The organism is Polynucleobacter sp. JS-JIR-5-A7, assembly GCF_018687935.1.
GTDB lineage: Bacteria > Pseudomonadota > Gammaproteobacteria > Burkholderiales > Burkholderiaceae > Polynucleobacter.
The window spans coordinates 1,127,680-1,153,209 of the sequence record NZ_CP061308.1; the positions used below are offsets into that span (position 1 = coordinate 1,127,680).

Annotated in this window: 27 protein-coding genes and 1 tRNA gene; 8 read left to right on the forward strand and 20 right to left on the reverse strand. The window is 46.3% G+C overall.

Features of this window, described 5'->3' with window-relative positions:
* Positions 1 to 43: 43 nt before the first annotated feature.
* Genes tilS through cysS form a run of 4 tightly spaced genes read right to left on the reverse strand, consistent with a single transcriptional unit; the run spans position 44 to position 4,363 of the window.
* On the reverse strand, positions 44 to 1,339 hold the full coding sequence (gene tilS / locus AOC29_RS05835; RefSeq protein WP_215294691.1) for a tRNA lysidine(34) synthetase TilS: 1,296 nt from the start codon (positions 1,337 to 1,339) through the stop codon (positions 44 to 46).
* On the reverse strand, positions 1,305 to 2,276 hold the full coding sequence (locus tag AOC29_RS05840) for an acetyl-CoA carboxylase carboxyltransferase subunit alpha (protein ID WP_215294693.1): 972 nt from the start codon (positions 2,274 to 2,276) through the stop codon (positions 1,305 to 1,307). The genes tilS and AOC29_RS05840 overlap by 35 nt, the downstream gene beginning before the upstream one ends.
* 9 nt (positions 2,277 to 2,285) lie before the next feature.
* Positions 2,286 to 2,942: a DNA-3-methyladenine glycosylase gene (locus AOC29_RS05845; RefSeq protein WP_215294694.1), complete on the reverse strand. Its 657-nt coding sequence runs from the start codon at positions 2,940 to 2,942 to the stop codon at positions 2,286 to 2,288.
* Positions 2,942 to 4,363 carry a cysteine--tRNA ligase gene (cysS, locus tag AOC29_RS05850; protein ID WP_215294696.1) on the reverse strand — a complete coding sequence of 474 codons (1,422 nt, stop codon included), beginning with the start codon at positions 4,361 to 4,363 and terminating at the stop codon, positions 2,942 to 2,944. The genes AOC29_RS05845 and cysS overlap by 1 nt, the downstream gene beginning before the upstream one ends.
* Before the next feature lie 60 nt (positions 4,364 to 4,423).
* On the opposite strand from cysS, the gene AOC29_RS05855 reads away from it, so the two are divergent.
* Genes AOC29_RS05855 through AOC29_RS05865 form a run of 3 tightly spaced genes read left to right on the forward strand, consistent with a single transcriptional unit; the run spans position 4,424 to position 6,568 of the window.
* Complete coding sequence (locus AOC29_RS05855; RefSeq protein ID WP_251369931.1) at positions 4,424 to 5,275, forward strand: tetratricopeptide repeat protein; 852 nt, start codon at positions 4,424 to 4,426, stop codon at positions 5,273 to 5,275.
* Between the two features lie 4 nt (positions 5,276 to 5,279).
* Positions 5,280 to 5,783 (forward strand): peptidylprolyl isomerase, encoded by a 504-nt coding sequence (locus AOC29_RS05860; RefSeq protein ID WP_215294698.1) that lies wholly within the window; start codon positions 5,280 to 5,282, stop codon positions 5,781 to 5,783.
* Positions 5,780 to 6,568: a UDP-2,3-diacylglucosamine diphosphatase gene (locus tag AOC29_RS05865; RefSeq protein WP_215294700.1), complete on the forward strand. Its 789-nt coding sequence runs from the start codon at positions 5,780 to 5,782 to the stop codon at positions 6,566 to 6,568. The genes AOC29_RS05860 and AOC29_RS05865 overlap by 4 nt, the downstream gene beginning before the upstream one ends.
* Here AOC29_RS05865 and AOC29_RS05870 read toward each other — a convergent pair.
* Positions 6,565 to 7,353 carry an inositol monophosphatase family protein gene (locus AOC29_RS05870; protein ID WP_215294702.1) on the reverse strand — a complete coding sequence of 263 codons (789 nt, stop codon included), beginning with the start codon at positions 7,351 to 7,353 and terminating at the stop codon, positions 6,565 to 6,567. The genes AOC29_RS05865 and AOC29_RS05870 overlap by 4 nt on opposite strands.
* A 131-nt stretch (positions 7,354 to 7,484) precedes the next feature.
* Here AOC29_RS05870 and AOC29_RS05875 point away from each other — a divergent pair, with 131 nt between their 5' ends.
* Both AOC29_RS05875 and cysE read left to right on the forward strand, forming a co-directional pair.
* Complete coding sequence (locus tag AOC29_RS05875) at positions 7,485 to 8,231, forward strand: RNA methyltransferase (RefSeq protein ID WP_215294704.1); 747 nt, start codon at positions 7,485 to 7,487, stop codon at positions 8,229 to 8,231.
* A 23-nt stretch (positions 8,232 to 8,254) separates the two neighbouring features.
* On the forward strand, positions 8,255 to 9,013 hold the full coding sequence (gene cysE / locus AOC29_RS05880; protein ID WP_215294706.1) for a serine O-acetyltransferase: 759 nt from the start codon (positions 8,255 to 8,257) through the stop codon (positions 9,011 to 9,013).
* 16 nt (positions 9,014 to 9,029) lie between these two features.
* On the opposite strand, the gene AOC29_RS05885 is transcribed toward cysE, so the two are convergent.
* Positions 9,030 to 9,650, reverse strand: a complete 621-nt coding sequence (locus AOC29_RS05885; protein ID WP_215297397.1) for a peptidylprolyl isomerase — start codon at positions 9,648 to 9,650, stop codon at positions 9,030 to 9,032.
* Between the two features lie 54 nt (positions 9,651 to 9,704).
* Here AOC29_RS05885 and AOC29_RS05890 point away from each other — a divergent pair, with 54 nt between their 5' ends.
* Together AOC29_RS05890 and AOC29_RS05895 are read left to right on the forward strand one after the other, a co-directional pair.
* Complete coding sequence (locus tag AOC29_RS05890) at positions 9,705 to 10,937, forward strand: cupin domain-containing protein (RefSeq protein ID WP_215294708.1); 1,233 nt, start codon at positions 9,705 to 9,707, stop codon at positions 10,935 to 10,937.
* 108 nt (positions 10,938 to 11,045) lie between these two features.
* A complete protein-coding gene (locus AOC29_RS05895) occupies positions 11,046 to 11,237 on the forward strand; it encodes a hypothetical protein (protein ID WP_215294709.1) in 192 nt (63 codons plus the stop codon).
* Between the two features lie 87 nt (positions 11,238 to 11,324).
* On the opposite strand, the gene bamC is transcribed toward AOC29_RS05895, so the two are convergent.
* From bamC to AOC29_RS05940, 9 genes are all read right to left on the reverse strand, one after another.
* Positions 11,325 to 12,470: an outer membrane protein assembly factor BamC gene (gene bamC / locus AOC29_RS05900; RefSeq protein ID WP_215294711.1), complete on the reverse strand. Its 1,146-nt coding sequence runs from the start codon at positions 12,468 to 12,470 to the stop codon at positions 11,325 to 11,327.
* Positions 12,467 to 13,339, reverse strand: coding sequence for a 4-hydroxy-tetrahydrodipicolinate synthase (gene dapA / locus AOC29_RS05905; protein WP_215294713.1), 873 nt, complete (start codon positions 13,337 to 13,339; stop codon positions 12,467 to 12,469). Before dapA ends, bamC begins: the two co-directional genes overlap by 4 nt.
* Before the next feature lie 110 nt (positions 13,340 to 13,449).
* Positions 13,450 to 13,980, reverse strand: a complete 531-nt coding sequence (locus AOC29_RS05910; RefSeq protein WP_251369933.1) for a bifunctional 2-polyprenyl-6-hydroxyphenol methylase/3-demethylubiquinol 3-O-methyltransferase UbiG — start codon at positions 13,978 to 13,980, stop codon at positions 13,450 to 13,452.
* An 8-nt stretch (positions 13,981 to 13,988) separates the two neighbouring features.
* Positions 13,989 to 15,191 (reverse strand): tryptophan--tRNA ligase, encoded by a 1,203-nt coding sequence (locus AOC29_RS05915; RefSeq protein WP_215294715.1) that lies wholly within the window; start codon positions 15,189 to 15,191, stop codon positions 13,989 to 13,991.
* A 31-nt stretch (positions 15,192 to 15,222) separates the two neighbouring features.
* Positions 15,223 to 16,071 carry a 3',5'-nucleoside bisphosphate phosphatase gene (locus AOC29_RS05920; protein ID WP_215294716.1) on the reverse strand — a complete coding sequence of 283 codons (849 nt, stop codon included), beginning with the start codon at positions 16,069 to 16,071 and terminating at the stop codon, positions 15,223 to 15,225.
* Between the two features lie 9 nt (positions 16,072 to 16,080).
* Entirely contained in the window at positions 16,081 to 17,184 is a 1,104-nt protein-coding gene (gene zapE / locus AOC29_RS05925) for a cell division protein ZapE (RefSeq protein WP_215294718.1), read from the reverse strand.
* Positions 17,185 to 18,621: a dihydrolipoyl dehydrogenase gene (gene lpdA, locus AOC29_RS05930; RefSeq protein ID WP_215294720.1), complete on the reverse strand. Its 1,437-nt coding sequence runs from the start codon at positions 18,619 to 18,621 to the stop codon at positions 17,185 to 17,187.
* 12 nt (positions 18,622 to 18,633) lie between these two features.
* On the reverse strand, positions 18,634 to 19,833 hold the full coding sequence (gene odhB, locus AOC29_RS05935; RefSeq protein ID WP_215294722.1) for a 2-oxoglutarate dehydrogenase complex dihydrolipoyllysine-residue succinyltransferase: 1,200 nt from the start codon (positions 19,831 to 19,833) through the stop codon (positions 18,634 to 18,636).
* A 39-nt stretch (positions 19,834 to 19,872) separates the two neighbouring features.
* Complete coding sequence (locus AOC29_RS05940) at positions 19,873 to 22,728, reverse strand: 2-oxoglutarate dehydrogenase E1 component (RefSeq protein WP_215294724.1); 2,856 nt, start codon at positions 22,726 to 22,728, stop codon at positions 19,873 to 19,875.
* 299 nt (positions 22,729 to 23,027) lie between these two features.
* Between AOC29_RS05940 and AOC29_RS05945 the strand changes: the two genes are divergently transcribed.
* Complete coding sequence (locus tag AOC29_RS05945; RefSeq protein ID WP_215294725.1) at positions 23,028 to 23,726, forward strand: helix-turn-helix domain-containing protein; 699 nt, start codon at positions 23,028 to 23,030, stop codon at positions 23,724 to 23,726.
* Positions 23,727 to 23,802: 76 nt separating this feature from the next.
* On the opposite strand, the gene AOC29_RS05950 is transcribed toward AOC29_RS05945, so the two are convergent.
* From AOC29_RS05950 to AOC29_RS05970, 5 genes are all read right to left on the reverse strand, one after another.
* Positions 23,803 to 24,087, reverse strand: a complete 285-nt coding sequence (locus tag AOC29_RS05950) for an H-NS family nucleoid-associated regulatory protein (RefSeq protein WP_215294726.1) — start codon at positions 24,085 to 24,087, stop codon at positions 23,803 to 23,805.
* Between the two features lie 200 nt (positions 24,088 to 24,287).
* On the reverse strand, positions 24,288 to 24,653 hold the full coding sequence (locus tag AOC29_RS05955; RefSeq protein WP_251369934.1) for a PaaI family thioesterase: 366 nt from the start codon (positions 24,651 to 24,653) through the stop codon (positions 24,288 to 24,290).
* An 86-nt stretch (positions 24,654 to 24,739) separates the two neighbouring features.
* Positions 24,740 to 24,816: transfer RNA gene (locus tag AOC29_RS05960), tRNA-Pro, on the reverse strand.
* Between the two features lie 25 nt (positions 24,817 to 24,841).
* Positions 24,842 to 25,192 (reverse strand): MerR family transcriptional regulator, encoded by a 351-nt coding sequence (locus tag AOC29_RS05965; RefSeq protein ID WP_215294728.1) that lies wholly within the window; start codon positions 25,190 to 25,192, stop codon positions 24,842 to 24,844.
* On the reverse strand, positions 25,170 to 25,493 hold the full coding sequence (locus AOC29_RS05970) for an integration host factor subunit alpha (protein WP_215294729.1): 324 nt from the start codon (positions 25,491 to 25,493) through the stop codon (positions 25,170 to 25,172). The genes AOC29_RS05965 and AOC29_RS05970 overlap by 23 nt, the downstream gene beginning before the upstream one ends.
* Positions 25,494 to 25,530: the final 37 nt, after the last annotated feature.

Genomic DNA, 25,530 nt, shown 5'->3' on the forward strand with positions numbered 1-25,530 from the left:
TACCCGAGGATCTAAAAAGGGCTTATTTTACAGCGTTTTGAACCTACAAAGCCTTCTCTTGCCACTCGGGCAAAACGCGTGATCCAGAATCTACTAAGTGTGGATGACTAACGCCTACGCCAGCAACCGCAATCAGTTGATTGTCAATATACAGCAGAGGCGCATTGCGTTGCCAAGGTGGTATGTCGCCTTCCTGGAAGAGATTTTTCAAGGTTTTTCGCGGAGCATTGGGTTTAATTTGTAGCTTTTCAGAACCCGACCTGGTTTTGGTATGAATACGCCCTTCTTTTTGAGCACTTTTTACCCAGGCAGCCGGCAAGCCCAGATTTTTACTTCTAGATGCAATGGGTTTAAAAACCCACAGCCCTGAGCTAGGGCTAGACACTTGCAATTGATCGCGCCACAGCCGAATGGCTTTGCCATCATGAGCCCACTCAAGCTGAGCATTACTTTTCACTGAACGCAGATCACGCCACCAAGCGTCAAGCCGCTCTTGGGATGGCATAGCTAATTCATTCAGCCTTAGCCAATAGCGCAGAATATTGTTTGCTGCCGCTTGATCTAACTTAGCCAAACTCAACAGTGGTTTTGTTTTCAGGGAGTCTTTTAAAAGAATATCTTTGCTATCTTGAATTGCTAGGCGATCTAACAATGTTTGTGCATCACTCAGTAGATTTGCACTGCGTGCCAAATTCATAATCGCTTCAGGCTGAATCTTTAGCAGCCTTGGAATGATATCTTTGCGAATCGCGTTACGTCTGAATTGACGATTTTGATTACTAGGATCTTCTATCCATTGAAGCTTATTTTCTTTAGCGTAGGTTTCTAATTCCGCTCTACTTTGATTCAGCAGTGGACGCCAGAGGGTGACAGTATTGCTGCCTACCTTGATCTCCCTAATAGCGGGCATGCCCGATAGACCAGCCACCCCGGCACCCCGTAAGAGTTGCAACAAAACAGTTTCTGCCTGATCGTTCAGATGATGCGCTAGCAGTAAATCTTCAATGCCATATTCTTCACAGAGATCCGCTAGAGCCTCATAACGCCCTGCTCTTGCTCTAGCTTCGATATTGCCTTCTTCTTGACTTAGATGAAGTAAGCGAAAGTCAAAATGAACTTTGTATTTCTGAGCGAGCTTCTCACAAAAGATAAGCCAGTCATCGGCAGGTTTTTGTAAACCATGATGAATATGGAAAACAAAAATTTCGGTATTTTTATTTTTTGCTTGCGCTTTGCAAACGGTGTCGAGTAATACAACCGAATCGAGGCCACCACTTAAGGCGACCGCAATTCGATTTGTAGACTTAAGACTTGGCTGTGATTTCCTTGAACTTGCCATAACTCATCAGACGCGCATGACGACGTTCAAGTAATGCGTCTGCCTTCATGCCATCAAAAGTTTTGATCGATTCGGCAAGGGCTTTGCTCATGTTACTCATCATGACATCGTAATCCCGATGAGCCCCACCAACTGGCTCAGCCACAATCTTGTCGATTAAGCCCAGGGCTTTCAAGCGTTGCGCAGTTAAGCCCAACTGTTCAGCAGCCTCAGAGGCTTTATCAGCAGTCTTCCAAAGAATAGAGGCACATCCTTCTGGAGAAATGACAGAATAAGTAGAGTTCTGCAACATCAAGACAACATCACCCATGGCAATTGCCAGAGCGCCGCCCGAACCACCTTCACCAATGATCGTAGCGATGATCGGTACTTCAAGCTCAGCTTGCACATAGAGGTTACGACCAATCGCTTCAGATTGGTTGCGCTCCTCTGCATCGATGCCGGGGAATGCACCTGGTGTATCTACGAAAGTAAATACAGGAATACCAAACTTTTCTGCAAGGCGCATAAGGCGCATGGCTTTGCGATACCCCTCAGGGCGACTCATACCGAAATTACGCAAGGCACGCTCTTTAGTATCGCGACCTTTTTGATGACCAATCACCATGCACGGCTGATGATCAAAACGCGCTAGACCGCCAATGATCGATTGGTCGTCTGCAAACGTACGATCACCGTGGAGTTCATGAAAGTCAGTGAATAAGGCATCGACATAATCCAAGGTGTACGGACGTTGTGGGTGACGCGCAACTTGCGATACCTGCCAAGGCGTTAAGTTGGCATAAACATCCTTGGTGAGTTGCAGGCTTTTTTCAGAAAGCGTTTTGATCTCATCGGAGATATCTACCGATGATTCATCTTGCACAAAACGCAGCTCTTCAATCTTTGACTCTAATTCGGCGATTTGCTGCTCAAAATCTAGGAAAGTCGTTTTCATAGTCTGATTTTAATATTCAACCGGGATGGGATCGATACTTCTCCACATATACCAGGTAGCAACCGTACGCCATGGGGCCCAATTAGCCGCCACTTCCCTTGCCTCATGGCGGCTAACAGGCTCACCACTGAAGTAATTGAGGGAAATTGCCTTAATGAGGCCAACATCATCTAGCGGCAGAATATTAGGGCGAACCAGATTAAAAATCAGGAACATTTCTGCGGTCCAGCGTCCAATTCCCCGAATTGCGCTCAATTCTTTAATCACGCTCTCATCTTCCATATCTTTCCACTGATTGGCATGGAGACGACCAGAGTCAAAGTGATCGGCCAAGTCGCGGATGTACTCGACCTTACGACCTGATAAGCCAGCTGTCCTTAAATCCTCTACCGTGAGCGCCAAGATATTTTTTGGGTTCACTTTTTTCTTGCTAGCGATAAGCACCCTATCCCACACTGCTTGGGCAGCAGCTACGGAGATTTGTTGTCCAACAATCGCGCGAGCAAGCGTTGTAAATGCATCGCCCCGAGTGACTAAAAAACCAGATCCATATTTGGGAATCAATTTCTTCATAATGCGATCATGCTTCATCAGTTCACGACAAGCCTGCTCCCAATAATCAGGCGCAACCTCTTTCAGGATTGACTCCTCTTTAACAGGCGCCATTAAGCCCTCCGCCATTCTGTGAGACCGCCAGGCTTATCTTCCAAGACAACGCCCTGTTCTAATAAAGTTTTACGAATAAGGTCGGCTTTAGCAAAATCTTTTGCTTGCTTAGCCGCAACCCGAGCAGCAATTTGTTCTTCGATTTGCTCCGGACTGAAGCCGCCTTCGTCTTTAGTGCCCGATTGCAGGAATGCGGTTGGATCGCGTTGCAAGAAATTCAATACTCCACCTAAAGATTTAAGAGTGCTTGCGAGCGTCTGTCTTTCATAGCCTTGCGCTCGATTGACTTCACTTGCCAAATCAAACAATACCGCAATCGCATCTGATGTATTGAAGTCGTCATTCATGGCTTCGGCAAAGCGCTTTGACCAGGAGTTATTGGGATCAAGCGCGACGTTTACTAGGCTGGGTACCTGTGCTATGGCGGTATATAAGCGCACCAAGCCAGCACGCGCCTCTTCTAATTGCGCATCACTGTAATTGATGGGGCTGCGGTAATGGGCTTTCAGCATGAAGAATCGCAAGACTTCGGGATCAAAACTTTTTAAGACATCACGGATTAAGAAGAAGTTACCCAAAGACTTAGACATCTTCTCTTGGTTCACTCGAATATGACCGTTATGCATCCAATAGTTCACAAAAGGGGCATCATCCTCTTTTCGATTTTGCCCGTACAAAGCCCCTTCGCTTTGGGCGATTTCATTTTCATGATGCGGAAACTGCAAATCAGCGCCACCACCATGAATATCAAAGTGTTCGCCAAGTAAGTCGCATGACATGGCTGAGCACTCGATATGCCAACCTGGTCGGCCCTCGCCCCAAGGGGATTTCCAACGGGTATCCGCAGGCTCTTCTGGCTTGGCGCTCTTCCACAACACAAAATCCAATGGATCGCGTTTACCTCCTCCTACTGCAACGCGCTCACCTGCATTGAGTTCATCGAGAGATTTTCCAGACAGCTGACCGTAACGGGGCAGTAAACGAACTGCAAAATTGACATCGCCGTCTTCTGCTTGATACGCCAATTCATTTTCAATGAGCTTGCCGATCATGCCTTGCATTTGTTTGATGTAATCCGTAGCACGCGGCTCCTGATCTGGATGCATTAAACCTAACTCATCAGAGTCAGAATGCATGGCAGCAATGAAGCGATTGGTTAAGCTTGTAATCGGCTCGCCATTTTCTAGAGCACGCTTAATGATTTTGTCATCAATATCGGTGATATTGCGAACATAGAGAACCTGGTAGCCACTGGCTCTGAGCCAGCGAACAACCATATCAAAGACGATCATGACCCTGGCGTGACCAATATGGCAAAAATCATAGACCGTCATGCCGCAGACATAGATCTTCACCTTACCCGGTTCGATGGGCTTAAAAACCTGTTTAGAGCGGCTTAGGGTGTTATAGATTTGCAGCATAGGGCTATAAAGGTGAGGCAAGTAGCGCCAATTTGTTAGACTGAGCGCTGAGTATATCGAATGAGCCAGTTTTTCACCCCTTCCCTTATGTTTGCAACCCTCAAAGCACCGATCGTCACCACTTTTCTAGCAATTGCTATTGCCCTGAGCTTTTTATTACTGACTGGGTGCAGTACCCCTGCCCAACAACAGGCAAATGCTGAAATCGCCGCCGTCAATAGGCAAGAAGCAACTTCTCCACAAGCTAAAACTCAAGCCTACCTGGGCGGCTATGGGCCCAGTGATCCTCCCAGACTCTCCACGGATGCTCCATACGATCCATTAAATCCAGAGCTCTCTGAAACCGTTGGTGTGCCTTTTTTATCTTTCTTGATTATTGAGCCAGATCCGGTGACTAAAAATGCAGTGCCATCGGATATAGAAAAATTAGTGAAGGCGAGAAAGTATCAAGATGCGATAGATTTAATTAATACTCGCCTCAAAAAGACTCCTCGTAATGTCCAACTACGCTATATCAAGGCCCGCTTGCAACTTGAGCTGCGTGATTTTGATGGGGCCAAGAAAACCTTAATTGAAATTACTCAACAATTTCCAGAGCTGCCAGAGCCCTATAACAATCTTGCAGCGATCGTCGCGAATCAAGATAAATGGATTGAAGCACGCGACTATTTAGAGCTCGCACTGAAGCTGCGTCCTAGTTACAGCACTGCTGCAGCGAACTTAGGTGAAGTCTATGTGCGCTTGGGTGCTAAGGCTTACGAAGATGCTGCCGCCAATACTCAACTTAATCAGCGTCTGTATGCCAATCGCGCTAAATATCTACTCAATTTATTAAAACCTCAGACCAGGGGTTCTGCAAACCCCAACTCTTCTTCAAGCAACCCATCCACTAACTCTCCAGAAAGTAAATAAAACAATGGCGAAGATTCTCCTTAAAACCAATCAGGGCGATATCACCCTCACTCTTGACGCAGCTAAAGCACCCATAAGCGTTGCAAATTTTTTGCATTATGTAAAGAGCGGTCACTACGATGGCACAATTTTTCATCGGGTGATTAATAACTTCATGATTCAGGGTGGCGGCATGACTGCTGGCATGAAGCAAAAGCCGACTGGTGCAGAAATTGAGAATGAGGCTAATAATGGTCTCAAGAATGAACTTGGTACCGTTGCGATGGCTCGCACGAGCGATCCACATTCAGCTACTGCGCAGTTTTTCATCAACGTGAATGACAATGAATTTCTAAACCATACCGCTCAAAATGCGCAAGGCTGGGGTTATGCTGTCTTTGGCAAAGTCACTGAGGGTATGGATGTAGTTGATACGATTCGCAAAGTGAAGACTGGTAATACTGGCTTTCATCAAGATGTGCCAGCAGAAGATGTTGTGATTGAGAAAGCCTCTGTTCTCGAGGAATGATCTCGCAATACGCGAGCGCACTGCTCATCTCAGATCTACACTTGACGCCGTCAATGCCTTTGACGGCTCAACGCTTTTTTGACTTTTGTGAAAAAGATGCTTCTCAGGTAGAAGCTGTTTTTATTCTGGGCGATCTTTTTGAATACTGGATTGGCGATGATGCTTCAGCGCATTCGCCCTTTCAACAAGAAGTAAAACGCGCCCTCGCGAATCTTTCTGCCAAAACCAAAACGTATTACATTCATGGCAACCGTGACTTTCTAGTGGGTCCTGCCTTCTTGAAAAAAACTGGCATGACTGCATTATCAGATCCCTCGCTGGTGGAACTTGCCGGTCAAAAATACCTGCTCTCACATGGGGATGCTCTATGTACCGCAGATGTGGGCTATCAGATATTTCGTAACTGGACTAGAAAACCTTGGTTGCAAAAAGGATTCCTCTGTCTCCCCTTGGCCTGGCGCCGTTCCGTTGCGAATCATTTACGGGGTAATAGTCATGCGCAATATCAACGCAATGCGAGAGCTTCCCATCAGAAGAATCAGATGAAAACGAATGTCACTCAAGAAGCTTGTGCCGCAATACTACGCAGTCATTCAGGCGATAAGCTGATACATGGACACACCCATTTACCCGCTCATCATCAAGAGCAATTAGGCGAACAATCTTGGCAACGCTGGGTTTTGTCTGATTGGGACTTAGATCATCCGGAAGGTGCTCGCCCAAGAGCGAGTGCACTCATGATTAATGCTCAAGGCGTGCGCGCTATTGACTTGATTAAATCTTAAGAAGCAGAATATTTAGAAAGCGTTTGCACCATTTGCGCGTAGATACGTGGATTTGCAGCCATCACTTCGCCGCTCTTTAAAAATCCCTCTTCACCGCGGTAATTACCAATCAAGCCACCGGCTTCAGTAATCAACAGAGCGCCTGCAGCCATATCCCAAGGCTTGAGATCACTCTCAAAGAAACCATCGTAACGACCCGCAGCAACATAAGCTAAATCTAATGAAGCTGCACCAGGACGACGTAAGCCTGCGCACTGACGAGACATCTCTGCAAATATGTTGAGATATTTTTCGAGGTCTTGATCTTCTCGATAGGGAAAGCCAGTGCCAATCAAAGAATTCGCTAAACGATCTTGTGCACCAACCCGTAAACGCCGGCGATCCAAATAAGCGCCCGCTCCTCGAGTTGCAGTAAATAGTTCATCGCGAGTTGGATCGTAGACAACAGCCTGTTGAATTACGCCATTGACTGCTAAAGCAATTGACACCGCATACTGCGGAAAGCCGTGAATGAAGTTAGTTGTGCCATCCAATGGATCAATGATCCATACGTTCTCTGCATCGGCATTGTGTTCACCCGTCTCTTCAGCCAAAAATCCATGTGTTGGATAGGCCTCGCTCAGGGTTTCGATGATGGCCGCTTCTGCGGCCTTGTCCACCTCAGTTACAAAGTCATTGTGCTGTTTACGATCGACTTGGAGGCGCTCTAAATTGAGAGAGGCGCGATTAATCACGGTTCCAGCACGACGGGCAGCCTTTACGGCCACATTTAACATGGGATGCATAGTATTGATGGACAAATTAAATAAGAACGAGCCTGTCACATTGCCAAAACTGCACGACAATACGAAGCTAATACGCTGATTCTAAACGATTTGCAATTTACCCTCCTCCTGACTAAACAGCTAAGAAACTCATGGAAATCGACCAAGCCCACCTGATACGCTGGGTTCTCGTAGAAACAAGCCACCCTGGCAATGTGGGTTCGGCAGCAAGAGCCCTGAAAACCATGGGCTTTCAAGATCTTCATCTGATTAAGCCAAAAATTCCAGGTATTGCTAATCAGGCTGAGGCAATTGCCTTGGCTAGCGGCGCTGCTGACCTACTCGAATCTTCACAAGAGTCAGATTCTCTTGATAGCGCTGTGCAGGGTTGCTCACTTGTTCTGGGTCTTACTAGCCGTGAACGTGAGTTTGGCCCTCCCGCCATAGATTGGGAAACCGCTCGAGGCCTGATTACCGAAACAGTTCGCAATGAGGGGCAAGTCGCTCTTGTCTTTGGTCCCGAAAGAACGGGTTTAGAAAACCATTATCTTTCCTTATGTACTCATCGCGTCTGGTTGGAAGCCAACCCCGATTACCCATCCTTAAATCTTGCGCAAGCGCTGATGGTCTGCGCCTACACGCTGAGAGAAGCGTTTTTAGCAGGCATCTCGCAGGACTCAAGCAATAGTCGGGATTTGTCGGACTATGCTGATCCAGCTGCGGTGGCTGCTATGTTGGAGCATTGGCGTCAGGGCCTAGAGGCTATTGGCTATCTTGATCCTGCCAATCCTAAGAAGCTGATGCCCCGCTTGGAGGCCTTATTTGCTCGTAGCCGCCTCCATCAGGAAGAAATCGATCTCTTACGCGGAATTGCCAAACAGATGCTCCTGAGAAAATAAGCCAGCCCCGTTAAAATCTAGCCATGTTTAATTCACTCTTCGACCAAGTCGACTCCATCATCCTCCGAGACCCTGCTGCAAGAAACCGTCTCGAGGTGATCACCTGCTATCAAGGCTTACATGCAGTTTGGCTGCACCGTATCTCTCATTTTTTATGGAACCTAGGTCTGAAGTGGATTGCACGGGTTCTATCGATGCTGTCACGTTTTATCACCGGCATTGAAATTCATCCGGGCGCCAAGATTGGTCGTCGCGTCTTTTTAGATCATGGTCTTGGCATTGTGATTGGCGAGACTACAGAAATTGGTGATGACTGCACCATTTATCAAGGCGTGACTTTAGGTGGCACCTCTCTCTATAAAGGGGTGAAACGTCACCCCACCCTGGGTAAAGGTGTAGTTGTGAGTGCTGGTGCAAAAGTACTCGGTGGATTTACTGTGGGCGATGGTGCACGCGTTGGATCAAACGCCGTCGTCTTAAAAGAAATTCCTCCAGGAGCTACTGCAGTGGGCATCCCTGCACGCATCTTGCATCCTGATCTGCCTCAAAGCGCAGATAGCAAAACGAAAGAGTATTTTTCTGCTTATGGTGTCACGCCCAATGTAGACGACCCAGTATCGATGGCGCTCAAGGGTTTAATTGATGCCACGATCGAACAAGAGGCCAAAATTGCTCAGCTTGAAAAGGCGCTCGCCAAGTTAAGCAATCTTCCGACAGATTCTCCTGCCAACAGCGATACCAAGCGCGATCTGGATGCCATCAAGGAATGGCTTAAAGAGTAATGTTCTATCTTGCGGATTAATGCAAGGTGCGAGGTGCCTGAGTTTTTAAGCTCAGCGCTTTCTCAAGAAAATCTTCCTCATCTGCGTCCTCATTGGGCATACCAAAGGTGAAGTTCTCACTTCCTTCGGGATAGCGATTTTGAATTTCATCATCAGTCGCTGCGCGCACATCCTCTACCTGCACCCAGAAGCGAAGAGCCATCCCTGCCAGGGGATGATTACCATCTAGAACAACTTGGTTATCAGCCACATCAGTCACGGTATAGATCAAAGGTTCATCGTCAGTTTCGTCTGCATCATCAGCAGATGCAGAGATATCTTCAGACTCTTCATCTGCATCAGAATCTGGAACGCCTTCAAATTGCATGCCTACTTCTAATGGCTCTGGGAAGCGCGTACGTGGTTCTATCTTCAGTAGCTCTGGGTCATATTCGCCAAAAGCCTCATTAGGCTCTAATTGAATAGTGGCTTCATAGCCAATGTCTTGACCGTCCAACATCGATTCAATTTTGGGGAAAGTGCCTTCATAGCCACCGTGCAGGTATACCATCGGAGCATCTGGCTCCTCGATGACATTATTTTGAGCATCGGTTAATTTATATCGAAGGGATACGATAGTATTTTTTTCAATCTTCATGCGCAATTTGTCGTACATTCGTTTTTTTAATGATTTAACACTAGCCTTTACTTTATGAGTTCATTTTACTTGAGCAAGCCTTATCAGCCGCCCCAAGCACCCCAAAAGCTCCCTTTAAACGAGTCCTGGGCCCTATTTGGCGGAATGAGCCCTGAGCAGTTCATGAAACGGTTTTGGCATAAAAAGCCCTTGCTTGTTCGGGGAGCCATTCCAGCTTTTGCGCTTTGCTCTCAAAACGAGGAGTCGCTAGAAAGCCCGATTTCTTATGAACAATTAGTTCACTTTGCCGCTCAAGAGGAAGTAGAGTCTCGCCTCATTCAATCTAAGCCTTGGCGCTTTGATCAGGGACCCTTCCAGAAAAAATCCTTACCCAAGCTCGATATGCGGGACTGGACGCTTTTGCTCCAAGGTATGGAAGCGCATCATCCCGCAGCCGCAAAAGTGCTTTCCTGGTTTCGCTTTATACCTGATGCTCGCTTAGATGACCTGATGATCAGTATTGCTGGCATTGGCGGAGGCGTGGGACCCCATTTTGATTCCTATGATGTTTTTCTCATCCAAATGTCGGGAAGAAGACAGTGGCGCATCTCTCAACAGAAAGACTTGAGCCTCGATACTAAGTTACCGCTGAAGATTCTGCAGAATTTTCAATGCGAACAAGAGTGGGTGCTTGAGCCCGGCGATATGCTGTATCTCCCGCCCCATGTGGCTCATGATGGGATCGCTTTAGATGCTGGCTGTCAAACCTGGTCTGTAGGGTTTCGCTCTCCTAGCTTTAAAGAGTTGCTTCAAGAGGGTTTATGGCGACTCGCCGAATCCTTGGAAGACATTCCCGATTTAGATCGTAAATTTGCTGACCCAAAACAGGGGTCAACCGCCAGCCCTGAGCAACTTCCACAAGAACTCATCAAACAATTACGTGAACAGTTGGCTAGCCTGAACTTGAACCAAATTGATCGATTTTTACCTGGCATCACCGCATACCTATCCGAACCCAAACAGCAGGCATTTTTTGATGGCCCCATGCAGCCCTTAAGCCCGAGCCAATTCCTCAAGAAGCTAGCTAATACATCACTCCTTCCAAGCCCCCAAAGCCGTATTTTGAGCCTTGGCAAGCAGGTATTTTGCAATGGGGACAATGTCACAAAAGATCAAACCATCGAGATCATATCTGCCTGGAACGAGCTATCGTCCGCCAAAAGACTGCAAACTAACCGGCTTAAAAATAGCAGCAAAACAAGTCTTTATGAAGCCTACCTCGCTGGTTGGCTGATTTTCGAAGATTAATCCGGTATGGCTATAATAAATACAGGAAACTACCTAGGGATTTGCCCTTGGTATCTCCCACAACAATTATCGATAATTGGTGTTTAATTTTTTTAGAGGAAATTACAAATGAAGAAGTCACTCGTATTTGCTGCAATGTTAGCTATCGCTTTGGCCGCTTGCGGCAAAAAAGAAGAAGCAAAACCTGCTGAAGCTCCTGCTGCTGCAGCTCCTGCCGCTCCTGCTGCTGAAGCTCCTGCTGCTGCCGCTCCTGCAGCCCCTGCTGCTCCAGCCGCTCCTGCTGCTGACGCTAAGAAGTAATCTTCTTCATGAAGAAAAAAAGCCGCTGAAAAGCGGCTTTTTTATTGAGTCAAAAATGAACTGTAGTTATCAAAAAGCGTGCGCTTCCTATTTAGCTAATTGCTCGGTCAGCAGTGTCAATAACTGGAAGCCAGCGGGTGTATTTTCAGGCTTGCCATCAGCGTCTTGCACGTAGACGTTAGAAGAATTCTCACCAGTAGTCTTCACGATCACTTGGTATTTTTTAGCCTGCAGTTTTGAATCATCTTTGCTGCTGAAGAGATTCGAGAAGAAACCTTTGGAATCGCCCACATCCTTAGCGTTCACATAGCGAACAAAATACACGCCTTGTGAGCGGTTACGATCTTCAACGGTGAAGTTGGAGCGGTCAAGTGCCAAACCAATATCGCGCCATGAGCGATCAAAACCAGCGCTCAACTCAATATAACCCTTGTTATTACCTTCTTGTACAAACTTCGCCTTGGGCGTCTTAGGACCTAATGGAGCAGCAACCATGGCCTTAGCCTGCTCCTGAGTCATCCCTAGGCGTTCCATCAAACGCGCCAAGAAGACCGCTTCAAGCTCTGGATCATTTGGGCGAGGAGTCCAAATAGTAGAAAGGCAGGCGCCAGTGGTATCAGTGGTACATTTTTCTATCGCACCACGTTGAGTAATATAAATTTCTGTTTCACCTGGCTTGGTGACCTCTAAACGGGTTTTATATTTATCACGCTCACCAGTGTCATAGATTGAATCTAGCGCACCACCAATGGTCGAACGAATCCAATCCTGCGCAATCTTTGCACGATTTTCAGCCCAATCGGTTTCCATAATGCCGGTCGAAGGCGAATCCACTACTAGTAAGAAGCCATTCTCTTGCCAGAAATCTTTTACTTGTGGATACAGTTCAGGCGCAGGTTTTTCTACCACCAGCCACCTGCGCTCGCCATCTTTCGCAATGCGCATGCCTGGAATGCCCGTCATCACATTGGTTCGCATTTGTGCTGATTTTTTAACAGCTGCGTTGTACTCAGACATGGTGGCCGTACCATCTTGAACAATATAACGGCGGTCAGCCTGGGCGGTAATCAAATCTGGTGGGTAGGACAAATTAGGACCACGAACGGCTCCAGAACTCTTATAGTCAACCGTATCGTTACTAGTAACCGACTTGCAAGAAATTAATGCGAGAGCAGACAACGGCAAAACCAATAAAGGCAACCATCGGCGAGAGAGCAAAAGCAAATTCATCATAGTAAGTTAGCCTGTTTTAATGCTGCCTTTAATGGCTCTCTTAGTGAGGTACTCAAAGGGGTTAAGGGCAAGCGAATACCCGCGGTAATCTTACCCATTTCATGAAGCGCCCATTTCACTGGAATTGGGTTGGCCTCGGTAAACATGGCTTTATGCACAGCAATTAATTGATATTGAATCTCACGCGTTCTTTGAACATCATCCAACATCGCAGCAACACACAACTCATGCATGAGACGAGGTGCCACATTAGCAGTGACGGAGATATTGCCTTTACCACCCATCAAAATCAACATCGCAGCCGTTAAGTCATCGCCGGAGAATACCGAGAAATCACCATGACCTGCTCGCTTGAGATCATTGATCAATAAGGTGCCACGCTCTAGACTACCGGTTGCATCTTTAATGCCAATGATGCCTGGCACAGCCGCCAAACGGACCACAGTATCACCAGATAAATCAGCTACAGTACGTCCAGGTACGTTATACAAAATCACTGGCAAATCTACAGCCTCAGAAATCTTTTTGAAGTGGGCATACATGCCCTCTTGCGTAGGCTTGTTGTAGTAAGGAACTACTTGGAGGCTGGCATCAGCACCAACCTTTTTAGCAAATTTCGTTAATTCAATTGCTTCAGCTGTGGAATTACCACCAGTACCAGCGATCACCGGAATACGTCCTGCGATATGTTCTACCGTTACTCGAATTAATTCGCAATGTTCTTCTACAGAGACGGTCGGCGACTCACCACTAGTGCCAACAATGACGATTCCATCAGTTCCTTCGGCAACATGCCAATCAAGCAAAGATTTGAGGCTAGCAAAGTCCAAACTGCCGTCGTCAAACATCGGCGTAACAATAGCGGGCATGCTGCCTGAAATGGTCTTTTTACTAGTTTTGGAATGAACTGGATTTGTCACCGAATGTTTACCGATTGATAACTGTCTTAAGCTTGAAATTGTAACGGAATGTGCCCTTTTCACCCTTCTTTTAGAGCACAAAGGCGCTGAACCATGGCTGGTTTGGGTTCATCTATATAAATATCCTCGTAGGCAATGACTTTTAGGCCATGGCGAGCTGCTAAAGCTAGTAATTCCCCAGTTTTTAAAAGGAAATTTGGATTGGATGGTTTACCAAATTGGGCGTTGCCAAGGGCAAAGGTTTCATAGATCAAAACACCGCCATTGGCTAACATTGGGGCTAGACGATCCCAATGAGGTCTGTAGAGGTAATTAGTCACCACAATACCGCTAAATTCGTGATCCTCTAAGGGCCACTCCTCCAACTCCAAATTGAAAGCTTTACTTGTAATTAGGGGGTGCTTTTTTTGCTTAATCAAAGCGATATCTTGATCAACAGCGAACACGGAGTAGCCCATGTCAGCTAAGAAAGTAGCGTGGCGACCTGCACCGCATGCCAGATCTAATACCAAACCCTCTTTAGGAATGTGTGAGGCAAAGCGCCTCACCCAAGGGGAGGCATTTAGCTGAGCATCATGCTGCGCTGTCAAGCAAAATCTCAATCGTACGCAAGACCCATTGCTTCGCGGACCTCACGCATAGTTTCTTGGGCGACTTTTCGCGCTTTATCGCAACCATCAGCAATGATCGAACGCAAAAGACTTGGATCGTCCAAATACTTTTGGGCACGCTCAAACATCGGTTGCTGTTCATCCAAAATTGCATCGATGACCGGTTGCTTACATTCAAGACAGCCAATCCCAGCAGACTTACAACCCTGATCTACCCATTGCTTAGTTTCTTCAGTTGAATAGACGGTATGCAATTGCCATACAGGACAACGTGCCGGATCTCCAGCATCTGTTCTGCGGACTCGAGCAGGATCTGTAGGCATGGTTCTAATTTTCTTAACCACCTCTTCGGGCAGCTCGCGAATGCTAATGGTGTTGCCATAAGATTTGGACATTTTTTGACCATCTATACCAGGCATACGGGAAGCAGAAGTTAATAAAGCTTGTGGTTCTGGGAGAATGATTTTGCGTGCACCCTCTAAGAATCCAAAGAGTCTTTCGCGGTCAGCCATCGACAAACTTTGCGCCTCTTGCAGTAGTGCCTTAGCCTGTTCTAGGGCCTCATCATCACCGCGCTCTTGATATGCAATGCGTAACTCTAAATACATCTTGGCGCGCTTACTACCTAATTTCTTCACCGCTTCGAGTGCTTTTTCTTCAAAGCCAGGCTCACGACCATAAAGATAATTAAAACGACGTGCAACTTCACGAGTCATTTCTACGTGAGGAACCTGATCTTCCCCCACGGGTACATGCTGAGCCCGATAAATCAGAATATCGGCGGCTTGGAGTAAGGGGTAGCCCAAGAAACCATAGGTTTGCAGGTCTTTTTCTTTGAGCTTTTCGATCTGATCTTTATAAGTCGGCACCCGCTCTAACCAGCCCAAAGGAGTTCCCATCGAGAGCAATAAGAACAATTCAGCATGCTCGGGCACCTTGCTCTGAATAAATAAAGTGGCTTGATTGGGATCTACACCAGCAGCCAACCAATCGATCACCATATCCCAAACGGATTGCTCAATGACATCGGGAGTTTCGTAATGAGTAGTGAGGGCATGCCAATCCGCAACAAAGAAAAAGCAGGGATATTCTGATTGCAAGCGCACCCAATTTTTTAATACGCCGTGGTAATGGCCAAGATGTAAATTGCCCGTAGGCCTCATACCGGATAAAACACGTTCAGCAAACATCGTTTTTCTTTATCTTTATTGTGAAGTTGTATTAGTGAAACACTGACCAAACTGGCGTCAAGTGCTCAGGCAAATGGGGCAAGGTGCCTAAATCAATATGACTTTCGTCGGGGTCATGAAAATCTGATCCACGTGAGGCCAGAAATCCATATTGCTGGGCTATCTTGCCGAAGGTCAGATATTGATCTGGGCTATGACTGCCAGTGATCACCTCGATACCAAGACCACCAATATCTTTAAAGTGTTTATATAACTCGTCCATTTGCATGGCATTAAAGTTATAGCGACCAGGATGCGCAATCACTGCCACACCACCGGCAGCCTTAATCCATGCTACTGCATCATCTAGCTTGGCCCACATATGCGGCACATAGCCAGGTTTATCTTCAACCAAATAATTTTTAAAGACGTGCTCTGTATCTTTACAAACACCCTGCTCAACTAAAAAGCGAGCAAAGTGGGTTCGAGAGATGAGTTCATGATTACCAGCGTAATGTAATGCACCTTCGTATGCGCCCGGTATACCCACTTTGAGCAATTGCTCGCCCATTAACTTCGCGCGATTGCCACGACCATCACGAGTACGACGCAAACCTTCAATGATGCCCACATGGTCCGCATCAATCCCAAGGCCAACGATATGGATGGTTTGCCCCATCCAGGTCACTGAAATTTCGACGCCAGCTAAATAATCCAGACTGAGAGCACTAGCCGCTGCTTTGGCACGCTGCTGACCACCCAACTCATCATGATCGGTCAGCGCCCATAAGTTCACTCCGTTGGCTTTGGCACGTTCTGCCAATATTTCAGGAGTTAAAGTGCCATCAGAAATTACTGAGTGGCAGTGCAAATCGGCATTTAAGGTAGAAAAGCTACTCATGACCCTATTTTAGGTCAAGCTGGTGTCAATGAGCCGACGAGGCGCATCCAAGTAGTCACGAGACTGCATCTCGATCAAACGGGACACGGTTCTGGAGAATTCAGCGGTAATTTGACCCTCTGTGTATAAATCTGGCGCTGGGACTTCAGCAGACATGATAAGCTTGATTTTATGGTCATATAAGACATCAATCAGCCAAATAAAGCGTCGTGCCTCATTGGTCATTCTGGGTGGCATATAAGGCACTCCAGACAAAATCACCGTATGAAACTGCTTGGCGATCTCAAGATAGTCATTTTGAGAACGGGGACCACAACAGAGAACTTGAAAATCAAACCACACTACGCCGTTAGCCATATGGAGCGGTCGTAACTCACGAGACTCGATATATAAGACAGGGTTACGTGTCTCTTTTTGGTTACCAATCAGGGTTTGAAACATTTGACCCAGGGTAACCTGAGTTTGCGCATTAACAGGTGTTAAGTACGCTTCAACTTGAGCCATTTGCACGCGGCGGTAATCATTACCCGCATCGACATTCAGAACATCCAACTTCTCTTCTAACAGTTTGATTGCGGGCAGCAAGCGATCACGGTGAAGGCCGTTTGGATACAGTTGATCTGGCCGATAATTCGATGTCATGATAAATTGCACGCGATCCACAAAGAGCGCATTGAGTAAGCGGTACAAAATCATGGCATCAGCAATGTCATTGATATGAAACTCATCAAAGCAAATTAAGCGATAGCGATTGGAAATACGCCTTGCTAGCTCATCAAGCGGATCTGCCAATCCTGAGAGCTCATGCAATTCTCGATGCACCTCTCGCATGAACTCATGAAAGTGAATACGAATCTTTTTCTCTATTGGGGAAGCTGCATAAAAGCAGTCCATGAGAAAAGATTTACCACGTCCAACGCCACCCCAGAGATAAAGCCCTTGAGGCAAGGCAGGCTTAAACAGCGCTTTTTTGAGATTGTTACTGCGGATCTCTTTATAGGCAATCCATTCATCTTCGCACTGCTGTAAACGCTCTACAGCGCGAAGCTGCGCGGGATCGCTATGATACCCGCGGGCTTTTAACTCTTGATGGTAATACTCAATGGTTTTCAATTACATATTGAGTGCACGTTGATCTGTCGCTAATGCTGCTTCGCGCATCACCTCTGACAAACTTGGATGCGGATGACAGATGCGAGCAATATCTTCTGCTGCCGCTTTGAATTCCATGGCAACCGCAGCTTCAGCAATTAAGTCGGAAGCGTTTGGTCCAATGATGTGTACTCCAAGAATCTCATCGGTTTTAGTATCAGCCAATATTTTCACGAAACCATCAGCACGACCCATACCTAATGCACGACCGTTCGCTGCAAATGGAAATTGACCCGCTTTATAAGCAATGCCAGCCTCTTTGAGAGCTTGCTCTGTTTTACCAACCCAAGCAATTTCAGGATCTGTGTAAATTACCCACGGAATACAGTTGTAATCAATGTGTGGTTTTTGGCCAGCAATGATTTCAGCAGCCAGGACACCTTCGTCTTCTGCTTTATGGGCCAACATGGGTCCACGAACAACATCACCCACAGCGTAAACGCCAGGCGCTGCTGTAGCGCAGGTGTGGTCATCAATTGGTATAAAACCGCGCTCGTCTACTTTGAGGCCAATCTTGTCCAAACCTAATTTATCGGTATTCGGTATGCGACCAACAGAAACAATCAAGCGATCGCATTCCAATTTTTCAGCTTTACCAGCGCTATCAGTGTAGTTAACGACAACACCCTTTTTATCGACCTTCACATCACCGATCTTCACACCCATATTGATGTTCAGACCCTGCTTCACAAACAGTTTTTGCGCTTCTTTAGCAATACCGGTATCGCAAGCAGCTAAGAATGAAGGCAATGCTTCTAGCACAGTGACTTCGGAGCCCAACCGGCGCCATACAGAGCCGAGCTCTAAACCAATCACACCGGCACCAATCACACCTAATTTCTTAGGCACAGAATCAAACTTCAATGCACCTTCGTTGTCGCAGATCAATACATTATCTACAGGCAAACCAGGCAGATGACGTGCTTTAGATCCAGTAGCAATGATCACGTTCTTGGCAGAAACCGTTTCTTTGTCCTTGCCATCAATTTTCACTTGATAACCGTCGGCACCCTTACTCTCAAAAGAAGCATGGCCCTTGAGCAAGGTGATCTTGTTCTTGCGGAATAAATACTGAATACCGCCAGTCATCTTAGTAACGATCTCATCTTTACGAGAAATCATCTTTTTAGAATCAATACTGACAGAGCCCACTTTGATGCCATGATCAGCAGCATGGTGACTGATCTTCTCAAACTCTTCAGAAGAAGCCAGCAAGGCTTTGGAAGGGATACAGCCGACATTCAAACAAGTACCGCCTAAACGGGGCTCACCCTTAGGATCATCAAAGGCATTTGACTCAGCACAGGCTACTTTAAAACCCAGTTGCGCTGCACGAATTGCGGCGATATAGCCACCCGGGCCACCACCGATTACAAGGACATCAAAAGCTTGGCTCATGATCTTCCCTTCTTATAAATCAAGGAGAAGACGTGAGGGATCTTCTAAAGCATCCTTCATGGCAACCAAACCAAGTACAGCCTCGCGACCATCAATGATGCGATGGTCATAAGACAGAGCTAAATAGTTAATGGGGCGAACCACCACTTGACCATTCTCAACTACAGCACGATCTTTAGTCGCATGAATACCCAAAATGGCAGATTGTGGAGGGTTGATGATTGGGGTGGAAAGCATAGAACCAAACACACCGCCGTTAGAGATGGAGAAGGTGCCACCAGTCAACTCTTCAATCGACAACTTGCCTTCGCGAGCCTTGGTGCCGAACTCTGCAATTTTCTTCTCGATGTCGGCCAAATTCATTTGGTCAACGTCGCGCAAAATAGGCACTACCAAGCCGCGGGGCGAACTCACTGCGATACCAATATCAAAGTAGCCGTGGTAAACAATATCGTTGCCATCAACAGAAGCATTCAGCAATGGGAATTTCTTCAAAGCATGCGTAGCTGCCTTTACAAAGAAAGACATAAAGCCTAACTTCACGCCATGAACTTTCTCAAACTGGTCTTTATATTTATTGCGCATGGCAATCACGGGGGCCATATTGACTTCGTTGAAGGTGGTCAAGATGGCATTGTTGGCCTGTGACTCCAGTAAACGCTCAGCAATGCGAGCACGCAAGCGACTCATCGGTACGCGCTCTTCTGGACGATCGCCAGTTGGAATGGATACATTCGGCAAGGCAGCAGACTTTGTTCCGCCTGCAGTGGCATTCAAAGCATCGCCCTTGGTAATACGGCCATCACGACCAGAGCCAGCTACTTGCGCAGCGCTGACATTTTTTTCGGCGAGGATCTTTGCCGCTGAAGGAGCAGCTGCTGCGCCAGCAGATTTAGCAGGTGCAGCAGCTTTCGCAGGAGCGGCAGCAGGTGTAGCTGGAGCTGGAGCTGCAGCAGGAGCAGAGGCTACAGCAGTGCTGTCAATCTTTGCTAGCAATTGTTCAGCAACAACAGTGCCGCCATCGGCAACAATGATTTCTGTCAAAACACCTGCGGAAGGTGATGGCACTTCAAGTACGACTTTATCGGTTTCAATTTCAATCAAGATCTCGTCTTGACCCACTGCGTCGCCGACTTTCTTTTTCCACTGCAATAAAGTTGCTTCAGCAACTGACTCGGAGAGTTGGGGAACTTTAACTTCAAAAATAGCCATGATTAATCCTGTTTATATGTATATGAGTAATGAAGACGATTATTTCGTAATCACATAACCTTTTAATTTGGCAAATGCCGTATTGAGAAGAGACTTCTGTTGTTCTTGATGCAGATGAGCATATCCACAAGCCGGCGAAGCAGATGCAGGACGGCCCGCATATGCTAGCTTCATACCATCAGACATGTTCTCTAAGATGTTGTGTTGTACAAAGAACCAGGCGCCCTGGTTTTGTGGTTCATCTTGACACCAGACTACCTCTTCCAATTTTGGATATTTCTTCAACTCAGCAGTTAATGCTTTGTGCGGGAATGGATATAACTGCTCCAAACGAATGATCGCTGCATCAGCAATCTTTCTTTCAGCCCGCTGCTTCACTAAGTCGTAGTAGACCTTACCAGAGCACATAATTAAACGAGTTACTTGTTTAGCGTCAATCGTGTCATCACGCTCACCCAAAACCGTTTGAAATCCACCCTTAGTAAATTCAGATAAAGGTGACGCAGCCTCTTTATTGCGCAGCAATGATTTAGGCGTCATCAAGATCAGCGGTTTGCGGAACTGACGAATCATTTGGCGACGCAATACATGGAAAATCTGTGATGCTGTGGTTGGCTGAATGACCTGCATATTGGTATCTGCACATAACTGCATAAAACGTTCAAGACGCGCAGAAGAATGCTCTGGACCTTGGCCCTCATAACCATGCGGCAACATCATGACCAAGCCATTGGCACGACCCCACTTCACTTCGCCAGAGGCGATGAACTGATCAATCACCACTTGAGCGCCATTAGCAAAGTCACCAAACTGTGCTTCCCAAATCGTCAGCGTATTCGGCTCGGCGGAAGCATACCCATATTCAAATCCAAGCACGGCCTCTTCAGACAGGATGGAGTCAATCACGAGAAATGGTGCTTGATCTTTTGCAATATGGCGCAAGGGAATATAAACACCGGTATCCCACTTCTCACGATTTTGATTATGTAAAACTGCATGGCGATGCGTAAAGGTACCACGACCACTATCCTCACCAGATAAACGCACTGGATAACCGCTGGCCACTAGGGATGCGAAGGCCATATGCTCACCCATACCCCAGTCGACATTCGTTTCACCGCGACCCATTGCAGCGCGATCATTTAATACCTTTTCAACCAAGGGATGTACTTTAAAACCTTCGCGGGCAGTTGAAACACGTTCTGCCAAGCGCTTCCACTCCGTTAGCGGTATCGCTGTGTCAGCCTCATCGGTCCATTTCTTATTCAAAAATGGCGACCAATCCACTGAGAACTTGCCTTTGTAATTACTCAGAACTGGGTCAGAAGTCTGTTTACCAGCATCCATCGCAGCTCGGTAGTCCTTGACCATCTGATCTCCCGTGCCAACGGGTAGCGTTCCTTCCGCCTCTAGCTTATCGCCGTATAGCTTGCGTGTACCAGGATGCGCAGCAATAATTTTATACATCAAGGGCTGAGTCATCGAGGGTGTATCTTGCTCGTTATGACCCAGTTTTCTGAAGCAAACAATGTCGATTGCCACATCTTTATGAAATTGTGTACGGAACTCGATAGCCAGCTGAGTTGCTAATACGACTGCCTCAGGATCATCGCCATTCACATGCAATACCGGCGCATCAATAATTTTCATGATGTCCGTACAGTACAAGCTAGAGCGCAAATCTCGCGGATCTGAAGTCGTGAAACCAATTTGGTTATTAATCACAATGTGAACTGTGCCGCCAGTCGAGTATCCACGCACTTCAGCCATCGCTAAAGTTTCTTGCATCACGCCCTGACCAGCAATGGCAGCATCACCATGCACTAGGACAGGAAGTACTTGCTGCCCTAATACGTCCCCGCGACGATCCATGCGAGCACGAGCTGAACCCTCCACTACAGGATTCACAATCTCTAAGTGAGAGGGATTAAAAGACAAAGAAACGTGCACTGGACCGGTTGGTGTCGAGATATCACTTGAAAAACCTTGGTGATACTTCACATCACCAGCCGGTAAGGTTTCAGGACCTTTATGCTCAAACTCAGCAAACAAGTCTTTAGGCATTTTTCCTAAAGTATTTATCAAAACATTCAGACGACCGCGATGAGCCATGCCAATCACAATCTCTTGAACACCTTTGGCACCAGCCTCATGAATCAATTCATCCATACAGGCAATAAAACTTTCACCCCCCTCAAGAGAGAAGCGTTTTTGACCAACATACTTCGCCTGAAGATAACGTTCCAAGCCCTCAGCAGCAGTAATGCGATCTAAAATCTGACGCTTTTTATCAACGTTAAATGAGGGCTTTGAGCGAATCGATTCCAGCTTCTCTTGCCACCACTTTTTAATCTTTTGATCAGTGATGAACATATATTCAGCACCAATCGTGCCGCAATAGGTCTCACGCAATGCTTGCAGTAAATCACGCAAGCTCATTTCAGCTCTTCCGAAGAATGTATTGCTGGTATTGAAGACGATATCCATATCGCCATCAGTAAAGCCATAGAAAGCTGGATCAAGCTCAGGAATATCCTGGCGCTCTGTCCGCTTTAAGGGATCAGTGTTGGCCCAGCGGTTACCGACGTTACGATACGCCGCAATTAACTGTTGGACTGCAACCCGCTTACGACCCATTTCCGAGTCAGCTGAATCAGAAATTGTTCTAATAGGACCTTGTTTAGCCCGTTCAGCAAATGACGCAACAATCGGTCCGTGCGCAATGTCGGTTCGAGATGAACCATCCACAGCCGGGACTTGTTTCACGTTATCAAAATAATCTCGCCAATGATCAGCAACAGAAGCTGGATCGTGCAAGTAGGATTCGTAGAGTTCTTCTACATAGGGGGCGTTTCCGCCGAAGAGATAGGAATTATCCCTTTGGTCCTGCATCATGATGCTCACCTTTCATCGGGTTTCCCGATTAAAAACTGTGGTTATAACCTTCCGTTACGCGGCTCTACCGTTTCACGAATTGCTCTGTGCATATACAGACACTACAGCAGTAATTTAACACGATTGCCCATTGCTGGATAAAGGACTTTCCCTGATGAGGAGGATTTCGGGATTCCCCCCCATAAATCAGAAATGAATAAGAACTTTCCTACTTAGCTTTCAATAACTACGGACAGATAGAATTCGAATTGATTTTTATTCTCTAAATCTTCAAGTGAATTAATGAAATTAAGGGGAATATGAAAGCAATTAAGCCAGAAATGGAATATCTCAGTACTAGGCAAAGCGCCAAAGTCCTACAGATCTCTTTAGGAACTGTTCAAAAAATGGTGGAATTAGGCGAATTAATCGCCTGGAAGACCCGTGGCGGCCATCGCCGCATTCTCGCTAGCTCACTTGAGCAGCAACTTCAGAGAAGAAAACGGGCTATGCGGCAGAAAACTACCCAAAACTGCATCGCTATGGGTATTTTTAGGAGAACTGAGAATAGTGAGGAGTTATTGCAATCCATTCAAGATTGGCACCTCAAAGTCCATATGGAGGTGGCGGTAGATAGTTTAGAAGGCTTAATGAAGGCGGTTTCCATAGCACCGGATTTAATCTTCCTGGACGCGCTAATCCCGCCAGTTGAGCAAGTTCATTTAATCCATTATCTTAGTAAAAACAAGGACACACAGCGCATTCCTATACTAGTAGATGAAGGTTTTATTAAGCTTCACCCTGGCGTAGTTGCCTTAGCGGACGAAAACCACGGAAACAGGTCACCACTCTCAGAATCCATTAAAGAAGAGCTTGAAAATGGCTTGATAGACCTAAACCCCCTGATTATTGGCTACCCAGCCACAAATCCTGACCTAGAAGCCTCATTAGCCCAGAGCAGTCGCCATGAGCTGTTGGAACCGCTCTTTCTGGAGGCTTTAGCTAGGAAATGTGCCTAGTAATACAAAAATACAAAAGGCCGCTGAAGCGGCCTTTTTTTAATCATTTCAGTAGCTTACTGACTTACCAAGCCACTTAAATGAGGTAATTACTGCGATCTCTACCCTCAATCCACTTGGGAGCCTTACCGCGTCCTGTCCAAGTTTCACCGGTAGATGGGTTGCGATACTTAGGGGCCACCTTGCCGCCAGCACTTTTACCACCTGATTTACGACTAAATAGGTCTGAGGCAGTTAGGTGATATTGCTCAATAATGAGCTTCGCTTTTGCAATTCCGTCGGCTTTTTCACGGTTAATTGCTTCTTTAATTTGCTTATCTAATTGCTCGCGTTGAGCTAAAAGTTCTTTATAAGAAGACATCTATTGATTACTCCAATAATAGGTTATTAGAAATATCTTATTGATAATGTATTTCGTGTCCTTATTATATAGATAAACTTCTTAATGGAGAAATATAAATGGATTATGAATATAGACCCATATTTATCAAGGGTTTATAGTAATAATAGTTATTAATTAAACACAATCATTATAAATACTATTATTAATTATGGTGAATATTACCTTCTCAACATAAAAGTCCCGCTAGCCTTCGCGGTGATCTCTCCAGCCTCATTCAGAGCAACAGCCTCACAGTAGTTAATAGACTTGCCGGCTTTCAAAAGGCTGCCTTCAACGATGATTTTTCCTAAGCTAGGCCTTAAGAAACTGGTAGTCATGTCAATGGTAATTGCACCTAACTCATGATTTGAAGCGGTTCGCGCGGCAGCCCCCATCGCAAAATCCAAAAGAGTCATGATGAGGCCGCCTTGAGCAACATGAAAGCTATTGGTATGTTCTGGCTTCACGGTATAGCTAATTCGTACTTTGCCTGCTTCTGCATATTCAGGCACTACACCCAAATGATCCAAAAAGGGTATGTCCAAGCCAAAGTAAATTATTCTATTGTGATTTTGCGAGCTGGGGTTTGATGGATTCATATTGGAATACATTAAAAGACTAAAAAAATAAATGGTCGGGGCGAGAGGATTTGAACCTCCGACCACATGCACCCCATGCATGTACGCTACCAGGCTGCGCTACGCCCCGACGAAAGACAAAATTGTATCAGTATCTATTTAGACAGAATTTGCAGAACGGCTTGCAATTCATCACGCAAACGGAGTTCTCCGCGCGCTTCTTCAAGGCGATTTCGAGCGCCGCTTATAGTAAAGCCCTCTTCGTACAACAAGGCACGAATTTTACGAATTAAGACCACTTCATGGTGCTGATAGTAGCGACGATTACCACGACGCTTCTGCGGGCTCAGCTGAGAGAATTCTTGTTCCCAGTAACGTAGAACGTGTGAACGCACGCCGCAGAGGTCAGCTACCTCACCAATAGTGAAGTAGCGCTTGGCTGGAATGGGGGGGAGTTGAGAGCTCGGGAGTGCCGAGCTAGCATCAAACTCGGTTTTCTCGAGCATGCGACTCCACTACATCTTTAAGCTTTTGACTTGCGTGAAAGGTGACTACACGTCTAGCAGCAATTGGAATCATTTGACCTGTCTTTGGATTTCGGCCAGGACGAGCCGATTTATTGCGCAACTGAAAATTACCGAAGCCAGAAATCTTTACTTCAGTACCAGCCTCAAGTGATTTACCAATACGATCAAAGAACGCGTCGATCATATCTTTTGCTTCACGTTTGTTTAAGCCCACTTGATCGAAGAGCGCTTCTGAAAGTTCGTTTTTGGTAACGGTATCGCTGGCAAGTAATTCGTTCATTGATAGTCTCTTATGTAGCTTTGTATCTTGATATTTC

What these genes read in the sequence shown, in the direction of transcription:
- AOC29_RS05855 (WP_251369931.1), top strand. Translation starts at nt 4,424, where the DNA reads ATGAGCCAGTTTTTCACCCCTTCCCTTATGTTTGCAACCCTCAAAGCA.
- AOC29_RS05875 (WP_215294704.1), top strand. Translation starts at nt 7,485, where the DNA reads ATGGAAATCGACCAAGCCCACCTGATACGCTGGGTTCTCGTAGAAACA.
- AOC29_RS05970 (WP_215294729.1), bottom strand. Translation starts at nt 25,493, where the DNA reads ATGAACGAATTACTTGCCAGCGATACCGTTACCAAAAACGAACTTTCA.
- AOC29_RS05860 (WP_215294698.1), top strand. Translation starts at nt 5,280, where the DNA reads ATGGCGAAGATTCTCCTTAAAACCAATCAGGGCGATATCACCCTCACT.
- AOC29_RS05845 (WP_215294694.1), bottom strand. Translation starts at nt 2,942, where the DNA reads ATGGCGCCTGTTAAAGAGGAGTCAATCCTGAAAGAGGTTGCGCCTGAT.
- AOC29_RS05885 (WP_215297397.1), bottom strand. Translation starts at nt 9,650, where the DNA reads ATGAAGATTGAAAAAAATACTATCGTATCCCTTCGATATAAATTAACC.
- AOC29_RS05965 (WP_215294728.1), bottom strand. Translation starts at nt 25,192, where the DNA reads ATGCTCGAGAAAACCGAGTTTGATGCTAGCTCGGCACTCCCGAGCTCT.
- tilS (WP_215294691.1), bottom strand. Translation starts at nt 1,339, where the DNA reads ATGGCAAGTTCAAGGAAATCACAGCCAAGTCTTAAGTCTACAAATCGA.
- AOC29_RS05950 (WP_215294726.1), bottom strand. Translation starts at nt 24,087, where the DNA reads ATGTCTTCTTATAAAGAACTTTTAGCTCAACGCGAGCAATTAGATAAG.
- AOC29_RS05840 (WP_215294693.1), bottom strand. Translation starts at nt 2,276, where the DNA reads ATGAAAACGACTTTCCTAGATTTTGAGCAGCAAATCGCCGAATTAGAG.
- cysE (WP_215294706.1), top strand. Translation starts at nt 8,255, where the DNA reads ATGTTTAATTCACTCTTCGACCAAGTCGACTCCATCATCCTCCGAGAC.
- dapA (WP_215294713.1), bottom strand. Translation starts at nt 13,339, where the DNA reads ATGCCCGCTATTGTTACGCCGATGTTTGACGACGGCAGTTTGGACTTT.
- AOC29_RS05915 (WP_215294715.1), bottom strand. Translation starts at nt 15,191, where the DNA reads ATGTTTGCTGAACGTGTTTTATCCGGTATGAGGCCTACGGGCAATTTA.
- odhB (WP_215294722.1), bottom strand. Translation starts at nt 19,833, where the DNA reads ATGGCTATTTTTGAAGTTAAAGTTCCCCAACTCTCCGAGTCAGTTGCT.
- AOC29_RS05945 (WP_215294725.1), top strand. Translation starts at nt 23,028, where the DNA reads ATGAAAGCAATTAAGCCAGAAATGGAATATCTCAGTACTAGGCAAAGC.
- cysS (WP_215294696.1), bottom strand. Translation starts at nt 4,363, where the DNA reads ATGCTGCAAATCTATAACACCCTAAGCCGCTCTAAACAGGTTTTTAAG.
- AOC29_RS05940 (WP_215294724.1), bottom strand. Translation starts at nt 22,728, where the DNA reads ATGATGCAGGACCAAAGGGATAATTCCTATCTCTTCGGCGGAAACGCC.
- lpdA (WP_215294720.1), bottom strand. Translation starts at nt 18,621, where the DNA reads ATGAGCCAAGCTTTTGATGTCCTTGTAATCGGTGGTGGCCCGGGTGGC.
- AOC29_RS05895 (WP_215294709.1), top strand. Translation starts at nt 11,046, where the DNA reads ATGAAGAAGTCACTCGTATTTGCTGCAATGTTAGCTATCGCTTTGGCC.
- AOC29_RS05870 (WP_215294702.1), bottom strand. Translation starts at nt 7,353, where the DNA reads ATGCATCCCATGTTAAATGTGGCCGTAAAGGCTGCCCGTCGTGCTGGA.
- bamC (WP_215294711.1), bottom strand. Translation starts at nt 12,470, where the DNA reads ATGATGAATTTGCTTTTGCTCTCTCGCCGATGGTTGCCTTTATTGGTT.
- AOC29_RS05865 (WP_215294700.1), top strand. Translation starts at nt 5,780, where the DNA reads ATGATCTCGCAATACGCGAGCGCACTGCTCATCTCAGATCTACACTTG.
- AOC29_RS05890 (WP_215294708.1), top strand. Translation starts at nt 9,705, where the DNA reads ATGAGTTCATTTTACTTGAGCAAGCCTTATCAGCCGCCCCAAGCACCC.
- AOC29_RS05920 (WP_215294716.1), bottom strand. Translation starts at nt 16,071, where the DNA reads ATGAGTAGCTTTTCTACCTTAAATGCCGATTTGCACTGCCACTCAGTA.